The organism is Paenibacillus ehimensis NBRC 15659, assembly GCF_004000785.1.
GTDB lineage: Bacteria > Bacillota > Bacilli > Paenibacillales > NBRC-103111 > Paenibacillus_G > Paenibacillus_G ehimensis.
Window position 1 is genome coordinate 118,890 of the sequence record NZ_BILX01000010.1, and the last position, 15,514, is coordinate 134,403.

General features: G+C 56.6%; 15 protein-coding genes and 1 other annotated feature. Of the genes, 8 read left to right on the forward strand and 7 right to left on the reverse strand.

The features are described 5' to 3' along the window. Positions 1 to 11: 11 nt before the first annotated feature. The 4 genes from proC to PEH01S_RS08675 all read right to left on the reverse strand — a co-directional run bounded on the left by proC (position 12) and on the right by PEH01S_RS08675 (position 4,922). The gene (gene proC, locus PEH01S_RS08660; RefSeq protein WP_127484874.1) at positions 12 to 878 is read right to left on the reverse strand and encodes a pyrroline-5-carboxylate reductase; all 867 of its coding nucleotides are present in this window, start codon (positions 876 to 878) and stop codon (positions 12 to 14) included. A gap of 44 nt (positions 879 to 922) precedes the next feature. Further along, on the reverse strand, positions 923 to 2,194 hold the full coding sequence (locus PEH01S_RS08665) for a glutamate-5-semialdehyde dehydrogenase (protein WP_025853372.1): 1,272 nt from the start codon (positions 2,192 to 2,194) through the stop codon (positions 923 to 925). 43 nt (positions 2,195 to 2,237) lie between these two features. After that, entirely contained in the window at positions 2,238 to 3,371 is a 1,134-nt protein-coding gene (gene proB / locus PEH01S_RS08670) for a glutamate 5-kinase (protein WP_025853370.1), read from the reverse strand. Between the two features lie 73 nt (positions 3,372 to 3,444). Beyond that, positions 3,445 to 3,667 (reverse strand) — a binding site (T-box leader). Positions 3,668 to 3,710: 43 nt separating this feature from the next. After that, the gene (locus PEH01S_RS08675) at positions 3,711 to 4,922 is read right to left on the reverse strand and encodes a pyridoxal phosphate-dependent aminotransferase (protein ID WP_127484876.1); all 1,212 of its coding nucleotides are present in this window, start codon (positions 4,920 to 4,922) and stop codon (positions 3,711 to 3,713) included. 291 nt (positions 4,923 to 5,213) lie between these two features. Between PEH01S_RS08675 and PEH01S_RS08680 the strand changes: the two genes are divergently transcribed. Then, on the forward strand, positions 5,214 to 6,026 hold the full coding sequence (locus tag PEH01S_RS08680) for a class I SAM-dependent methyltransferase (protein WP_025853368.1): 813 nt from the start codon (positions 5,214 to 5,216) through the stop codon (positions 6,024 to 6,026). 78 nt (positions 6,027 to 6,104) lie between these two features. Next, positions 6,105 to 6,902 (forward strand): carbon-nitrogen family hydrolase, encoded by a 798-nt coding sequence (locus PEH01S_RS08685; RefSeq protein WP_025853366.1) that lies wholly within the window; start codon positions 6,105 to 6,107, stop codon positions 6,900 to 6,902. A gap of 26 nt (positions 6,903 to 6,928) precedes the next feature. Here PEH01S_RS08685 and PEH01S_RS08690 read toward each other — a convergent pair whose 3' ends face one another. The 3 genes from PEH01S_RS08690 to PEH01S_RS08695 form a co-directional block, all read right to left on the reverse strand. Continuing rightward, entirely contained in the window at positions 6,929 to 7,852 is a 924-nt protein-coding gene (locus PEH01S_RS08690) for a LysR family transcriptional regulator (RefSeq protein WP_127484878.1), read from the reverse strand. Positions 7,853 to 8,043: 191 nt separating this feature from the next. Then, complete coding sequence (locus tag PEH01S_RS34515; RefSeq protein WP_164827736.1) at positions 8,044 to 8,202, reverse strand: hypothetical protein; 159 nt, start codon at positions 8,200 to 8,202, stop codon at positions 8,044 to 8,046. A gap of 24 nt (positions 8,203 to 8,226) precedes the next feature. After that, positions 8,227 to 8,568, reverse strand: a complete 342-nt coding sequence (locus PEH01S_RS08695; protein ID WP_127484880.1) for a DUF2512 family protein — start codon at positions 8,566 to 8,568, stop codon at positions 8,227 to 8,229. 224 nt (positions 8,569 to 8,792) lie between these two features. Between PEH01S_RS08695 and leuC the strand changes: the two genes are divergently transcribed. The 6 genes from leuC to PEH01S_RS08725 all read left to right on the forward strand — a co-directional run bounded on the left by leuC (position 8,793) and on the right by PEH01S_RS08725 (position 15,210). Continuing rightward, positions 8,793 to 10,211: a 3-isopropylmalate dehydratase large subunit gene (gene leuC / locus PEH01S_RS08700; protein WP_127484882.1), complete on the forward strand. Its 1,419-nt coding sequence runs from the start codon at positions 8,793 to 8,795 to the stop codon at positions 10,209 to 10,211. A 34-nt stretch (positions 10,212 to 10,245) separates the two neighbouring features. Next, on the forward strand, positions 10,246 to 10,851 hold the full coding sequence (leuD, locus tag PEH01S_RS08705) for a 3-isopropylmalate dehydratase small subunit (RefSeq protein ID WP_025853361.1): 606 nt from the start codon (positions 10,246 to 10,248) through the stop codon (positions 10,849 to 10,851). Positions 10,852 to 11,051: 200 nt separating this feature from the next. Next, positions 11,052 to 11,924, forward strand: coding sequence for a 3-hydroxyacyl-CoA dehydrogenase family protein (locus PEH01S_RS08710; RefSeq protein ID WP_025853360.1), 873 nt, complete (start codon positions 11,052 to 11,054; stop codon positions 11,922 to 11,924). Next, on the forward strand, positions 11,921 to 13,135 hold the full coding sequence (locus PEH01S_RS08715) for an acetate/propionate family kinase (protein WP_127484884.1): 1,215 nt from the start codon (positions 11,921 to 11,923) through the stop codon (positions 13,133 to 13,135). Before PEH01S_RS08710 ends, PEH01S_RS08715 begins: the two co-directional genes overlap by 4 nt. Before the next feature lie 41 nt (positions 13,136 to 13,176). Next, on the forward strand, positions 13,177 to 14,475 hold the full coding sequence (gene asnS / locus PEH01S_RS08720; RefSeq protein WP_025853357.1) for an asparagine--tRNA ligase: 1,299 nt from the start codon (positions 13,177 to 13,179) through the stop codon (positions 14,473 to 14,475). A gap of 54 nt (positions 14,476 to 14,529) precedes the next feature. Continuing rightward, positions 14,530 to 15,210 carry a DnaD domain-containing protein gene (locus PEH01S_RS08725; RefSeq protein WP_025853356.1) on the forward strand — a complete coding sequence of 227 codons (681 nt, stop codon included), beginning with the start codon at positions 14,530 to 14,532 and terminating at the stop codon, positions 15,208 to 15,210. Positions 15,211 to 15,514 lie beyond the last annotated feature (304 nt).

A 15,514-nucleotide genomic window follows, 5' to 3' on the forward strand; every position in this document is an offset into this window, starting at 1 on the left:
TTACACCTTCCTTACTTGGTATGGGAAGCGATGGAAGCATTGATGGCCGCGCCCATCTCGGCGGAGCGTTCTGCGGCGCGGCACATTGCTTTGGAGACCGCATCGGCGAAGCCGCAGGTATCCATCGTCTCGATGGCCGCCTGCGTAGCGCCGTTCGGAGACGTCACCTTGCGGCGCAGCTCGGCCGGCTCTTCGCCGCTCAGCTCGACCATGCGGGCCGCGCCGATCACCGTTTGCACGGTCAGACGCTTGGCCTCTTCATGCGTCAGCCCGCCGTTCATTCCGCCTTTGATCATCGCTTCCATCATATAATAAATGTAAGCCGGGCCGCATCCGGACAAACTGACAATCGTTTCCATCAGCGGTTCTTCGACGATCGATACGATCCCGATGGAGCGGAACATCTCTTCGCCAAGCTGCCGCTGGTCGTCTGTGACGCCGCCGGAAAAGCTGAGCCCGGTCGCGCCAAGCCCGATGGTGCTGGACGTGTTCGGCATCGTGCGGACGATGGCCCAGCCCGGGCTTCCGAGAATCGTCTCCATCGTTTCGATGGAAAGTCCGGCAATCACGGATACGAGCAGCTGCTCTTTGCGGAGCACTGGCTTTAAGTCGAGTATGCCTTGAGCGGCATCGCTCGGCTTAAAGGCCAGTACGACAATATCGGCGGAAGCGATAGCATCGTTTCGCTCGGCAGCACCGGCGGCATAACGAATGCCGTACTGCTGATTCAATTCCTGCAGGCGGGCTTCGTTCGACCGGTTGACAGCGACAAGCTGTTCCGCCTGCACGCCCGCCTCGGAGATAAGTCCCCGGATGATCGCTTCCGCCATGGAGCCGGCGCCGACGAACGTGATGTTTTTGGATAAAATCTGTGACATATTGGCTGCTCCTTTCGACTTCGTAAGTCTATCGATCTTCTGGGTTAACCGCGAATTTGCCCGTTTCCGGCAATGCAGTATTTGGTCGACGTCAGCGCCGGCAAGCCCATAGGGCCGCGGGCGTGCAGCTTTTGCGTGCTGATGCCGATTTCGGCGCCGAACCCGAATTCGAAGCCGTCCGTGAAACGGGTGGAGGCGTTATGATACACGGCCGCCGCATCCACTTCCCGCAGAAAGCGCGCAGCGTTCGCTTCGTCCTCGGTCACGATGCATTCGGAGTGCATCGTTCCGTGGCGGCGTATGTGCGCCAGCGCCTCGTCCAGCCCGTTCACGACGCGAACGTTCAAGATATAGTCGTTATATTCGGTATCCCAGTCGGCTTCCGATGCCGCTTTCACCGCCGGCACGAGCCGCTGCGCCTCCGCATCGCCGCGCAGCTCGACCATTTGCTGCACGAATTGCTCGGCGATGTTCGCCAGATGCCGCTCCGCAAAATCGCGATGCACCAGCAGCGTTTCCATCGAGTTGCAAACCGAAGGCCGCTGTACTTTCGCATTGATGGCGATCTTGAGCGCCATGTCGGGCTGCGCGCTGGCGTCGATATAGGTATGGCAAATGCCGGCTCCGGTCTCGATTACCGGCACGGTTGCGTTCTTGACGACGTTCTGAATTAACGAAGCGCCGCCGCGCGGAATAAGCACGTCCAGCAGACCGTTCAGCTTGAGCATTTCGTCGACCGAAGCGCGGCTCGGGTCCATCACGAGCTGCAGCGCTTCCGCCGGAACGTCGGTCGATCTCAGTGCCGCGTGAAGCACCTCAACGATCCGCTTATTGGAATGGAGTGCCGAGGAGCCGCCTCGCAGTACGACGGCGTTGCCGGTTTTCAGGCAGAGCCCGGCCGCATCCACCGTAACGTTCGGACGTGCTTCGTAAATCATGCCGATGACGCCGAGCGGTACGCGGACCTTGCGGATTTGCAGGCCGTTCGGGCGATCGAACGCCTCCAGCGTATCGCCGATCGGATCGGGCAAAGCAACGACCTGCCTCAATCCGTCGGCCATCGCTTCGATCCGCTGGCGGTTCAGCGCCAGCCGGTCGAGCAGCGACGTGCTGATGCCGCTCTCGCGACCGCGCTGCAAATCCTCGGCGTTGGCGGCGATAATCGATTCGGCCTCCGCTACGAGGGCGTCCGCCATGCGCAGCAGCGCATCGTTCTTTTGCTCCGTTCCGAGCAGACCGAGCTTCGGAGCGGCTTGCTTAGCCAGCTTCGCTTTTTGCACCACTTCGCTCGGGTTAAGAGCTTGATCCGTTGTCATGTTCAACTTCCTCCTTCGGAGCGTCGTTTAAGGTCGTGCTAGCCTAGGTTTCGGCTGTATCCTTTGTTTTTGCCGTGGATGCAAGGGTGATCCATTCGTCGCGATGGATGACTTCGATGCGCGATACCTCGATCCGCTTCTGTACTTCCTCCGTACTAAGGCCGGCAACAGCCTGAAGCTGCCAAGAGTCGTAGTTGACGACGCCGCGCCCGACCGTCTCCCCGTCCGGGCCGAGCACCTCGATGACGTCGCCGGCATGAAACTCCCCGGTCACTTCCTTGACGCCCGCGGGCAGCAAGCTCTTGCCGCCGGCGACGAGCGCCAGCTCTGCGCCTTCGTCTACGTAGACGGCGCCCTGCGGCTGGGAGTGGAAGCCGAGCCACTGCTTCTTCATCGGCAAATTATGCTCCGACGTATCGAAATAAGTGCCTTTACCGGTTCCTTCCACGGCCAGCATCAGATCGCCGGGCTCTGCGACACGCCCGACGAACACCGGGACGCCGCCGCGCATCGCGATTCGTGCGGCTTCGATTTTGGACCGCATGCCGCCGGTCCCAACCATGGAGCCGGAGCCGCCGGCGATCCGGTAAATGCTTTCGTCGATTTCCAGCACGCGGTCGATCCGTTTGGCGTCGGCGTTTTTACGCGGGTCCTCGGTGTACAATCCGTCCGTATCGGTAAGGATGACCAGCCTTTGCGCCCGGACCAGATTGGCTACGAGGGCGGAAAGCGTGTCATTGTCCCCGAATTTCAGCTCGTCGACCGCGACCGTGTCGTTCTCGTTAATGATCGGCAGCATTCCGCGGCGCAGCAGCTCTTCAATCGTCATCTGAGCGTTATGGATTCGCTTGCGGTTGGAAAAGTCGGAGCGGGTCAGCAAAATTTGTCCTACGCCTACGCCATGCTCCGAGAATGCCGCCTGATATGCTTGCATCAGCAATGCCTGCCCGACGGAAGCGGAGGCCTGCTTCTCGTGCAGCAGCTTGGGACGCGACGCGTAGCCCAGCTCCCGAAAGCCGGCTGCCACGGCTCCCGAGGTCACGAGGAGCACGGGAAAGCCTTGGCGGTGAAGCGCCGCCAGCTCTGCGGCGAAAAATACGATTTTTGCCCGGTTTAACCCGCCTTCGTCGGACGTTAGCGAGCTGCTGCCGATTTTCACTACGATCGTTTGCTGCATAGGAATCACTCTTTCTATGACTGATCTGGCTGTCGTCCGGGGCAGGTGCGGAAAACACAAAAAGGCCCCGTCCTTTAAGGACGAAAGCCTCTACTTCCGCGGTACCACCTTACTTGATGAATTGACGACCAACTCATCCTGCTTCAGTCCCTTGTAACGGCAGGGAAAGCCGTCCAGCTCGTCGCTGGCCGTTCAGGGGCGGGTTCGGCAAGGCTCCACGGTAAATTCTCGCAGCCGGTGGAATTTACTCTCTGATCGTGCAGGGGCTTTCCTACTATTCCCATCAATACGTTTTGCTTTTCATAAGCATAGCATGAGGGGGGAGGTTTGTAAAGGCGGTCAACCGAACAAGCGAAGGGCCTCGATTCGGTCAACCGCTTCACGGAGCCGCTCTTCGGTGCTGAGCAGGCCGAGGCGCACGTAGCCTTCGCCATGGTCGCCGAAGCCGATACCCGGAGCGACGACAATCTTGGCCTGCTCGAGCAGCATGTCGGAGAACGACTCGGACGTATAGCCCTTCGGCACAGGCAGCCAAGTAAAGAAAGAGCCTTGCGAGCGCGACGCTTGCCAGCCGATTCGGTCCAAGGCTCCGAACAGGGCGTCTCGGCGGCTCTGGTACATCTGCACGAGCTCGCGAACGCTGTCCTGCGGACCGGTCAATGCCACGGCCGCCGCCTCTTGGATGCCTCCGAACAAGCTGCAGTAGTAATGATCCTGAATCAAGTTGATCATCCGTACGATTTCGGGATTGCCGAGGCAGAAGCCGACTCGCCAGCCGGCCATGTTGTACGTTTTGGACAACGTGTAAAATTCGACGCCAACCTCCTTGGCGCCCGGCAGCTGCAGAAAGCTGACCGGCTTCTGGCCGTCGAAGCCGATGGCGCCGTAAGCGAAGTCGCTGGCCACCACAATGCCGTGCTTTGCCGCAAAAGCAATCGTCTCCTCATAGAAGGAAGCCGGAGCCGAAACCGACGTCGGATTGTTCGGATAGTTGATGAACAGCAGCTTCGCCCGGTTCACGTCATCGGCGGAAAGCGCGCTGTAATCCGGCAGGAACCCGTTCGATTCCAGGAGCGGCATGAAGGCCATCCGGGCGCCGGCCAGAGCGACGCCGGACCAGTAATCCGGATATCCCGGGTCCGGCACCAGGCAGACGTCGCCGGGATTAAGCAGGCATTGGGAAATTTCCACAAGACCGGTTTTGCCGCCGAACAAAACCGCCACTTCCGTCTCCGGGTCGAGCTCGACGCCGTAGTCTTCCCGATATCGTTGGGCGACGGCCTCTTTTAAGAACAAATAGCCGTTGAACGGAGGATAACGGTGGTACTGCGGATTTTCCGCCGCTTTTTGCAGCGCCTTGACGATATGCGGCGGAGTCGGACGATCCGGATTGCCTTGTCCCAGATTGATCACGTCGTGTCCTGCGGCAATCTGGACATTGGCTTTGCGTACGAGCGTAGCGAAAAATTGGGTGGGAAGTTCTTGCAGCCGCTCCGCCGGGTTCATGGGAAAAGCGCTGACGGCCGCTTTTGTTGGGTTGTTGGTGTTCATCTATGTCACTCCATTTGTTTAAGTTCAATTGAGTTGCTGCCAAAATAAATTCCTTGTGTTCTGATCGGAATACATAAATTATCCTGGGCGGATAGGAATAATGTAACATGAAAAACGGTGCGTGTATACGGGTCTATTTCCTCGAAAAATCCATTTAGCTGTCGAGTGGAACGTTATTCATGGTTTATCATGTGCAAAATCAAGAGGATGTGTTATATTATTTGTAGGTTGTTTCATTTGATGATATGTGGTTTCACATGATGAAATAATATGGAGACGGAGGGAACTGTAATGGCGATAAGCTTCCACGATGAAAACAATAAATATACCTATACGGGCAGGCACGCCGATCCCAGCTGGATGGAGCTTATTCGAAGGCTGGCGCAACCCCAAGGGAAAACGGCTGCGGATATCGGCTGCGGCGGCGGTATTTACTCCGCAGCTTTGGCGGAGCTGGGCGTTTCGTCGGTCGTCGGCATCGATTTCTCCGAAGCGATGCTTCAAGGGGCTGCCGAGTATTGCGCAGCGTACGGGCAAATCCGTTTGGCGCAAGGAACGGCGGATCGGACGGGATTGCCGAATGACTCTGTCGAGCTCGTGCTGGAACGCGCGCTGATCCACCATGTTGCCGCGGAAGCGCTGCCGGACGTATTTCGCGAAGCACGGCGGATTTTGAAGCCCGGAGGGATGCTGATCGTCCAGGATCGCACGCCTGGGGATTGCCTGCTTCCCGGCAGCAGAGAGCATCTGCGCGGCTATTGGTTCGAGAAGTACCCGCGTCTCCGGGAGCTGGAAGCTGGACGGCGTCACGATGCGGCGACCATACGCAAGGCTCTGGAAGGATCGGGGTTCTCTGTAGTGGAAGAGACGCAGCTGTGGGAGGTACGCAAAAGCTACGCAAGCTATAGCGACTATCGGGAGGAGCTTTTATGCCGAAAGGGACGTTCGATTTTGCATGAATTGTCGGATGCGGAGCTTCAAGATTTGGCGGATGGCATCGCTGCGGGCTCGGGCTATGAAATGAACGAGCCCTTCGAGGAACGGGACCGCTGGACGATATTCTGTGCTCAAGCGCGTTGCAGTTCCGCTTCCGTTGCTCTATGATAATAGGAAGAAACGGCGCAGTTCCCCTAAGCGGGCCGCTGCGTGCAGAATTTCGCGACGGGTAAGGGGGAAGGTTAGATGGCTGGGCAATTATGGAATTTGGCTCTGCTGCAAATGGACATTGCAATAGGAGAGCCCGAGCGCAACTTCGCAAAGCTGGAGAGCCTTCTGGATGAAGCGGTCGCTCACGATACGAAGCCGGATGTGATCGTCTTTCCGGAGATGTGGAACACCGGCTATGCGCTGGATCGGATTCAAGAGCTCGCGGACCATTACGGGGAGCGGACCGAGGCGCTGCTGTCGGCGTTTAGCCGAAAGCACGGCGTAAACATCATCGGCGGTTCGATCGCGGAGAAGCGGGACAACGGCGTTTACAATACGATATTCGCATACGACCGGCATGGAAACCGTGCAGGAGACTACTCGAAAATTCATTTGTTCCGGCTGATGGATGAGGAGAAGTTTCTGCAAAGCGGAGACCGTGCGGGCGAACTGCAGCTGGACGGCATTCCGGCGGGCATGATGATCTGTTACGACATCCGCTTCCCGGAGCTTGCGCGCAAGCTGGCGCTCGGCGGAGCGCAAATATTATTCGTTCCGGCCGAATGGCCGAATCCGCGGCTGCATCACTGGCGCACGCTGCTGATGGCGAGGGCGATCGAGAACCAGATGTTCGTCGTCTCCTGCAACCGTGTAGGCGTGAGCGGGACGACGGAGTTTTTCGGCCATTCGATGGTCATCGATCCGTGGGGCGAGGTATTGGCCGAAGGCGGGGAAGCCGAAACGATCGTTCGCGCTGCCGTCGACCTCAGCCAGGTGCCGGCGGTGCGCAGCAAAATTCCGGTGTTCGAAGACAGACGTCCTTCCTTGTATTAAAAAAGTAAGCAAAAAACCGGTTCGGGTCATTCCGGCCGGTTTTTTGCACGTTCGGCTTCCATCACCCTGCGGAACGTCTCCATGAACGCGGCGACCGCCTTCGATAAATAACGCCCCTTGCGGTGGGCGATCACGAGCGTACGCGTCGGCCGGTTGGACAGCTGCAGGTACGCGGGTGCCAGCTCGTTCCAGCCCCTCAGCAGCATACGCGGGATGAAGGCAATGCCCATCCCCGCCGCGACGAGCGACTGGACCGTCTCGATATTGCTGCTCTCGAACACGATGTTCGGCGTAAAACCGGCATCATTGCACAATTCGATCGCAATTTGACGGAAGCCTTGGCCTCTTTTCAGCGCAATGAACGGCTCCTCCCGCAGCTCCGCAATGTCGACCGTTTTGTTTGCTCCGTCGGTCAGACGCGCGGCCAACGGATGCTGCGGCGGGACGGCTAGTACAATCTCTTCCTCGATGACCGGCTCGTAATCGAGCGAGTCGTCGATCAGAGGCAGGGAAAGCAGGCTAATGTCGGCCTGTCCGCTCGCCGTCAATTGCTCGAGGTTCGAGGTCGTCTCTTCGACGAGCACGATATCGATTTCCGGGTAGCGCTCCTGAAAGACGGGCAGGACGAGCGGCAGCACGTGCGCGCCTGTAATCGGAAGGCTCCCCACGACCAGCTTTCCTCGGCGCATTTGGGAAATGTCTTCCATCTCTTGTTTTAACTGCTCGACCATGTCGAGAATTTTTTGCGCTTTTTCCACGAACCGGGTTCCCGCATAGGTGACCTCGACCGAGTTGGTCGTCCGTTGAAACAATAGAACGCCGAGCTCTTTCTCCAGCTTGGAAAGCTGCTGACTGAGCGACGGCTGGGCGATATGGAGCTTTTCCGCGGCGCGGGAAAAGTTTTTGTCAATGGCAATTTGCAAAGCGTATTGCAGCTGGCGCAGTTCCATGCGGCTCGGCTCCTTTTATAAAGAATACCTATCAATGTTACGCTAATCGTAACGTATTTGTTATAAGAATGAAAGGGCTGGCGGTTCCTGAACAAAAAAAGGAAGAAAGAGCGGGAGGCTCCTTCTTCCAGATTAGAACGAAATAGGATCTGACACACCTGCAAGCAGCCGCAGGTTTCGGCCGGGAAGCATCAAGTCCCGCAAGAGCCGGGATACCCGTCGTTCCGTTTCATTTCTTCCAAATGCTCGCGCATCTCTTCGTCCCCAGGCATTTCGGCAACCAGCTTTACTTTGCCGGCAGCGGGCTCTTCTGACGGGGCCGCCTTCTCCGGGCGAGACGTATCGGTCATTGTGCAGTCCTCCTCGGGGTATAATCACGAATACCAACGGACGTCCCATCTTCGGAGCAGCAGGTGGTACCCGAATTCAACGGCAGCCGTGACGACCGCGAGAACGGCGAGCTCCGACCAGGACAATCCCCAACGATATGCGATTCCGATGGCCCATAAAAATAATACGGCCAGCAGTCCGTCGGCCAATGTTGCGGCAGCGTTCCCGAATTCGTCGAGAATCCATTGATCTCCGAGAAAAAAGGCCAGAATGCTCAGGCTAAGGGAGGCCATCAAAGCTTGGAACGGCGTCGCGGTTGAATAATAAAGCAGCAGCGGGACGGTAAATAGAGCGTTTACGACGAGTTTGACCAACAGCTTGCTCATGCTTTCCAGCTCCCTTACTTTTGCTTTCGTTGAAAGGTTGTCCTAAAAAATCTTCAAATATACAAGCCTTGCGGGCAGGCAAGCTCTTCATAATTTGGCTGAAAGATCTAATATCTATAGTCAAAACCTATGAAGGCTATAGATATTATATCTTGGATCAATGAAGTTGGACGTGATACGATAAACGACATTAGGAGCATCATTCAGATACCGAGGTGGAACTGATGGCAAAAACAATGTTCGAAAAAATTTGGGACAATCACGTCATTCATTCGGAGCCGGGCAAGCCGAGCATCATTTATATCGACCTTCAACTGGTCCATGAAGTGACTTCTCCGCAAGCGTTCGAAGGCCTGCGCATGAGCGGCCGCAAGGTTCGCCGTCCGGACTTGACATTCGCGACGATGGATCACAACGTGCCGACAAAGGATCGCTTTAATATCACCGATCCGATTTCCAAGCAGCAGATCGATACGCTGTCCAAAAACTGCGCGGATTTCGGCGTCACCTTGTTTGACCTGAACAGCATCGATCAAGGGGTCGTTCACGTTATGGGACCGGAGCTCGGATTGACGCATCCCGGGAAAACGATCGTGTGCGGCGACAGCCACACGTCGACTCACGGCGCGTTCGGAGCACTGGCGTTCGGGATCGGAACGAGCGAAGTGGAGCACGTGCTTGCGACGCAGTGCTTGCAGCAAGCGAAGCCGAAAACGCTGGAAGTGCGCATTAACGGCAAGCTGAAGCCGGGGGTTACGGCGAAAGACTTGATTCTCGGCGTCATTGCCAAATACGGCACGGATTTTGCGACCGGCTATGTTATCGAGTACACGGGCGAAGCGATTCGCAACCTGTCCATGGAAGAACGCATGACGGTGTGCAACATGTCGATCGAAGCGGGTGCAAGAGCAGGCTTGATCGCTCCAGACCAAACGACGTTCGACTACCTCCGCGGTCGCGAATATGTGCCGCAGGGCGAGGCGTTCGAGCAAGCGGTAGCGGCTTGGAAGCAGCTGACGACGGACGAAGGCGCGGTGTACGATCGCGTGGTTGAATTTGACGCGGAAAGCTTGATTCCGCAAGTCACCTGGGGTACCAGCCCGGGCATGGGAACCGACGTTACGTCCCGCGTGCCGAATCCGGCCGATTTCAGCACGGAGAACGAGCGCAAAGCGGCGGAAAAAGCGCTTGAGTACATGGGCTTGACGCCGGGAACGCTGATGACGGACGTTACGATTGATTATGTATTTATCGGTTCCTGTACGAACGGCCGGATCGAGGACCTGCGCGCGGCGGCCGCCGTGGCTCAAGGCTACAAGGTATCCCCGAACGTGACGGCGATCGTCGTGCCGGGCTCGGGCCGGGTCAAAATCCAAGCGGAAAAAGAAGGGCTCGATAAAATTTTCATCGAAGCGGGCTTTGAATGGCGCGATGCCGGCTGCAGCATGTGTCTGGCGATGAACCCGGACGTGCTGAAGCCGGGCCAACGCTGCGCTTCGACGTCGAACCGGAACTTCGAAGGCCGTCAAGGCCGTGACGGACGCACGCACCTTGTGTCTCCGGCGATGGCAGCCGCGGCAGCGATCGAAGGCCGTTTCACCGACGTGCGCGATTGGAAATTCAAAGTGAAGCAGGAAGCTTAGAAGATCATCTTATCGAAGCGAGGAGTTAAACGACATGGAAGCTTTTAAACAGCATACCGGCCTGGTTGGTCCGGTGGACCGCGTGAACGTGGACACGGACGCCATTATCCCTAAACAATTTTTGAAACGTATCGAGCGTTCCGGCTTCGGCCAGTTCCTGTTCTACGAGTGGCGTTTTGACCTGAATGGCAATACGATTCCGGAGTTCAGCCTGAATCAGCCGCGCTATCAAGGCGCTTCCATTCTGATTTCCCGCGCCAACTTCGGCTGCGGCTCCTCCCGGGAGCATGCGCCTTGGGCTATTCAGGACTACGGGTTCAAAGTGGTGATCGCGCCGTCGTTCGCCGACATTTTCTACAACAACTGCTTCAAGAACGGCATTCTGCCGATCAAGCTGAGCGAAGAGCAGGTCGAAGAGCTGTTCCAGCGCACCGCTGCGAAAGAAGGCTACAAGCTGACTGTCGATCTGGAGAACAAAAAGATCACCGACGATCAAGGCCTAAGCATCGAATTCGATTTGGATGAGCACCGCCGTCAATTCCTGCTGCTCGGTCTCGACGATATCGGTCTGACGCTGCAGCATGAAGACAAAATTTCGGCATATGAAGCGGCGCATCAAGCGCGTCTCGCATACAAATAAGATAATTGTTTAGCGCGAATTGCCCGGCCCGATTCTCGAATGAGAAGCGAGGCCGGGTCTTTTTTTTTGATCCGGACGCGTTTTATCATATAATGTTCAAAAACTTCGACAATTTTCGTGAAAAGTGTGATCTATGTTTTTTCAAACGCCGAAAGCGTTGTGTATAATATCACTGGAAGCATGATGGGAGGGTGACACAAATGAGTTTTGTCAAAATCGGCGTCGTGGGCGCCGGAACGATGGGTCAAGGCATTGCCGAAATGTTGGCTGCCAAAGGGTTGGAAGTCATGCTGATCGAACGGACGCCTGAAAAGCTGGATCAGGCTTGGGAGCAAATTGAGATCAGTTTGGACAAGCAGTTGGAGAAATGGGCGATCACTCCCGTTGAGAAAAAATTGATTCTTTCGCGCATCGCGAAGGAAACGTATATTCACCGGTTGGCCGAATGCGACATGGTCATCGAAACCGTGACGGAAGATCTGGACGTTAAAAAAGAAGTATTCCGCAAGCTTGACGAGGTATGCCCGCCGTCGATCATCCTCGCCAGCAACACGTCTACGCTCAGCTTGACGGAACTGGCGGCGGAGACGCAGTATCCGGAGCGCGTGATCGGACTTCATTTTTTATACCCGGTGTCGAAAATTCATCTGGTGGAAATTATCCGGGCGCTGAAAACGGGAGAGGATGTTTTCGAGGCGACCCGGAAATTCGTCGAAGAGACGATTCAAAAACGCGGCATACAAGTGTATGAATCGCCGGGCTTTGTCACGACGCGGCTGATCTGCGTGCTGATCAATGAAGCGATGCACGCGTTGTCGGAGAGAGTAGCCAGCGCGGACGATATTGATAATGCGATGCGAATCGGCTATGATTTTCATTATGGGCCGCTGGAGATGGCAGACCGCTTCGGCTTGGATTCGGTGCTGGCCGCAATGGAACGTATGTTCCGTGAATTCGGCGATGTGAAGTACCGGCCATCGGTGCTGCTGAAGCAGATGGTCAGGGCCGGTCATCTCGGCACGAAGACGGGGCAAGGCTTTTTCCGCTACGATAAGGATGGTGACCGGATATGATCGTACTCGTCATTAACGCAGGCAGCTCTTCTCTTAAGTTTCAGCTTTACGAGATGGAGAACGAATCCGTGCTGGCCAAAGGGAAGGTGGAGCGGATCGGGATGGAATCCGCGATCCTGACTTACGAGCCGGAGGGTAAGCAGGACGTGCGCGAAGTCAGTGAAATTTTGGAGCACACGACGGCGATCCGCAAGGTCTTGGATATGCTGGTGCATCCGGTCCATGGGGTGCTCGAATCGGCGCGGCAAATCGACGCGGTGGGCCACCGGGTCGTGCACGGAGGCGAATCGTTTTCCAATTCCGCTCTGGTCAACGAAGAGGTGAAGCAGGAGATCAAGCGGTTGTTCGATCTGGCACCGCTGCATAACCCTGCCCATATGCTTGGGATTCAGGCGGTCGAAGCGAATATGCCGGACGTGCCGCAGGCCGTCGTGTTCGACACGGCGTTTCACCAAACGATGCCGCCGGTCACATACTTGTACCCGATCCCGATGGTGCTCTATAAGAAGCATAAAATTCGCCGCTACGGCTTCCACGGCACTTCACACGCTTATGTGAGCGAGCGCGCCGCGGCCTTCCTCGGGCGTCCGCTCCGCGAGCTGAAGCTGGTTACCTGCCACATCGGAAACGGGGCGAGCTGCACCGCGGTGATGGACGGGCGGTCGTACGACACGAGCATGGGGATGACGCCGCTGGAAGGGCTGATGATGGGAACGCGAAGCGGGGATATCGATCCGGCCATCGTCCCGTTTACGATGGGCAAGGAGGACTTGACGCTCAGCGAAGTGAACTCGATGCTGAACAAGCACAGCGGGCTGCTCGCCATCTCGGGCATCGGCAGCGATATGCGGGAGATCGACGAAGCAAGGCAGACCGGAGACCGCAATGCGGCGCTCGCGTTCGACATGTACGAGTACCGGCTGCGCAAATATATCGGCGCTTACGCGGCCGCCATGAACGGGTTGGACGCCATCGTCTTTACGGCGGGGGTCGGAGAAAACTCCGCTTCGCTGCGGGCTGCGGTTTGCCGCAATCTCAGCTTTCTCGGCCTGGAGCTGGACGAAGCGGCGAACGAACGGCGCGAATCCGGAGAGCGCGCCATTACGACGCCGGGCTCCCGGGTCCAGGTGCTTGTCATCCCGACCAACGAGGAGCTTGTGATCGCCAGGGACACGTACAGGTTGATTTTGGATCGAAATGATGTAAACTAAGGAACGATGGTCAATTTTATGAGTAGGCGGAGGAATGTTTCATGAACCGTAACCTGTGTATGATCGGGGATGTGAATAAACATATAAACGAATCGGTGACGATCGGCTGCTGGCTGCATAACATCCGTTCCAGCGGCAAGATCCGTTTCCTGCAGCTGCGGGACGGCTCCGGTTTTATACAGGGCGTCGTCGTCAAGAACGAGGTGCCGGAGCAGGTATGGGAAGATACGGGCAAGCTGACGCAAGAGAGCTCGCTCTACGTAACCGGAACGGTGCGCGAGGATACGCGCAGCAAAGGCGGCTTCGAGCTGACGGTGACCGGCGTTGAAATTATTCAGGTCACAAGCGATTATCCGATCACACCGAAGGAGCACGGCGTCGATTTTCTGATGGATCACCGCCATTTGTGGATTCGTTCGCCGCGGCAGCGGGCGATTCTGGTCATCCGCGCGCAAATCATCCGGGCGGTTCAGCAATTTTTCGACGAGCGCAACTTCCATTTGGTCGATCCGCCGATTTTGACTCCTTCGTCCTGCGAAGGAACGACGAATTTGTTTCATACGAAATATTTTGACGAGGACGCTTACTTGACGCAGAGCGGTCAGCTGTACATGGAAGCTGCGGCGATGGCGCTCGGCCGGGTATACTCGTTCGGACCGACCTTCCGGGCGGAGAAATCGAAAACGCGCCGGCATTTGATCGAATTTTGGATGATCGAACCGGAGATGGCGTTCGTTACGCACGAAGAGAACCTTCAAGTGCAGGAGCAGTTCGTCTCTCATATCGTACAGTCGGTATTGCAGAACTGCCGCAAGGAGCTTGAGACGCTGGAGCGCGACACGACCAAGCTGGAGAAAGTCGTGGGGCCGTTCCCGCGCATTACGTATGATGAAGCTGTTAAGTTTCTTCAAGAGAGCGGCCACGAATTCGAGTGGGGCGAAGATTTCGGCGCACCTCACGAAACCGCCATTGCCGAGAAATACGAAAAGCCGGTGTTCATCACGCATTATCCGACGGAGATCAAGGCTTTCTATATGAAGCCGGACCCGAACCGTCCGGAAGTCGTGCTTTGCGCGGATCTGATCGCTCCGGAAGGCTACGGGGAAATTATCGGCGGCAGCCAGCGGATCGACGATCCGGAGCTGATGGAAGAACGCTTCCGGCAGCACGAGCTGTCCAAAGAAGCGTACCAATGGTACCTCGACCTGCGAAAATACGGTACCGTGCCGCATTCGGGCTTCGGTTTGGGGCTTGAGCGTACGGTCGCTTGGATTTGCGGGCTCGATCATGTTCGCGAGACGATTCCGTTCCCGCGGCTGCTGTACCGCTTGTACCCGTAAGGCCTGCATGCGGAAGCCGTTCTCGCGAGTCTGTAAGCGGAAAGTAGGGTAGGCATGAGACGTAGCGATTACGATACGAAAGAGCTGCCGTCCGTTCTGCTCGCGGGCTGGCAGGACGGGAACGTCGACGTTCCCTACTGGCTGTTCAAATACTACAAGCAGCTTGGGCTGCTGGAGCCGGACGTGATGCTGATTCTTCATGTCATGGCCTTTAAGCAAAAGGAAAACAAAGATTTTCCGACATTGGAAGAGCTTCAAGCCCGCATGTCGCTGCCGCAGGAGAAAGTGATTGCCGTACTGCAAAAGCTGATCCGGGAGCAGCTGCTGCGGATCGACGAGATCAAAGATCCCGTTACGGGAGTCCACAGCGAAGCTTATAACTTGCAGCCGCTGCTGGAGCGGCTCGCGGAGTGCCGCATCGAAGAGCATCGGGCGGAACAGGCGGCCAGGAAACAGGCCGAGCGAACGGCTAAAACGGAACGAAAAGATATTTTCTCCATTTTCGAAAACGAATTCGGCCGCCCGCTTACTCCGATGGAGCTGGAATCGATAACGGGGTGGATCGACAAAGATGGCTATCCCGAGGAGCTTATCCTCGCCGGTCTTAAGGAAGCCGTATTTGCCGGCAAGCTGCATTTCCGGTACATCGACCGAATCTTGCTGGAGTGGCAGCGCAACCGAATTACGACCGTCGAGCAGGCAAAGGAGCACTCGCAGAAGTTCCGTTCCCGGTAAGCGGGAAACGAAACGGCCCGGCACGCAATGATTTGCGTGCCGGGCTTTTTTGCGTTCTTGGAGGAAGTGGCGTGGCAGGACGCATTCGCGCAAGCGATCCGAGAGCGTTGATTCCCAAGCGACAATACGTGAAAAACATTTTAAAAAACTGTAGTTTTTTTGTAACTTTTTTGTGATTCGCGGCGTCTATTATAATAGGCGTGACATGATTTTACAGATTTATAGAACGGTTAGAAGGAGGGGCCACATGTTCCGATGGCTGCGCAAACCCAAGGACGAAGCGCAGAATGAAGCGGCAGCCGCC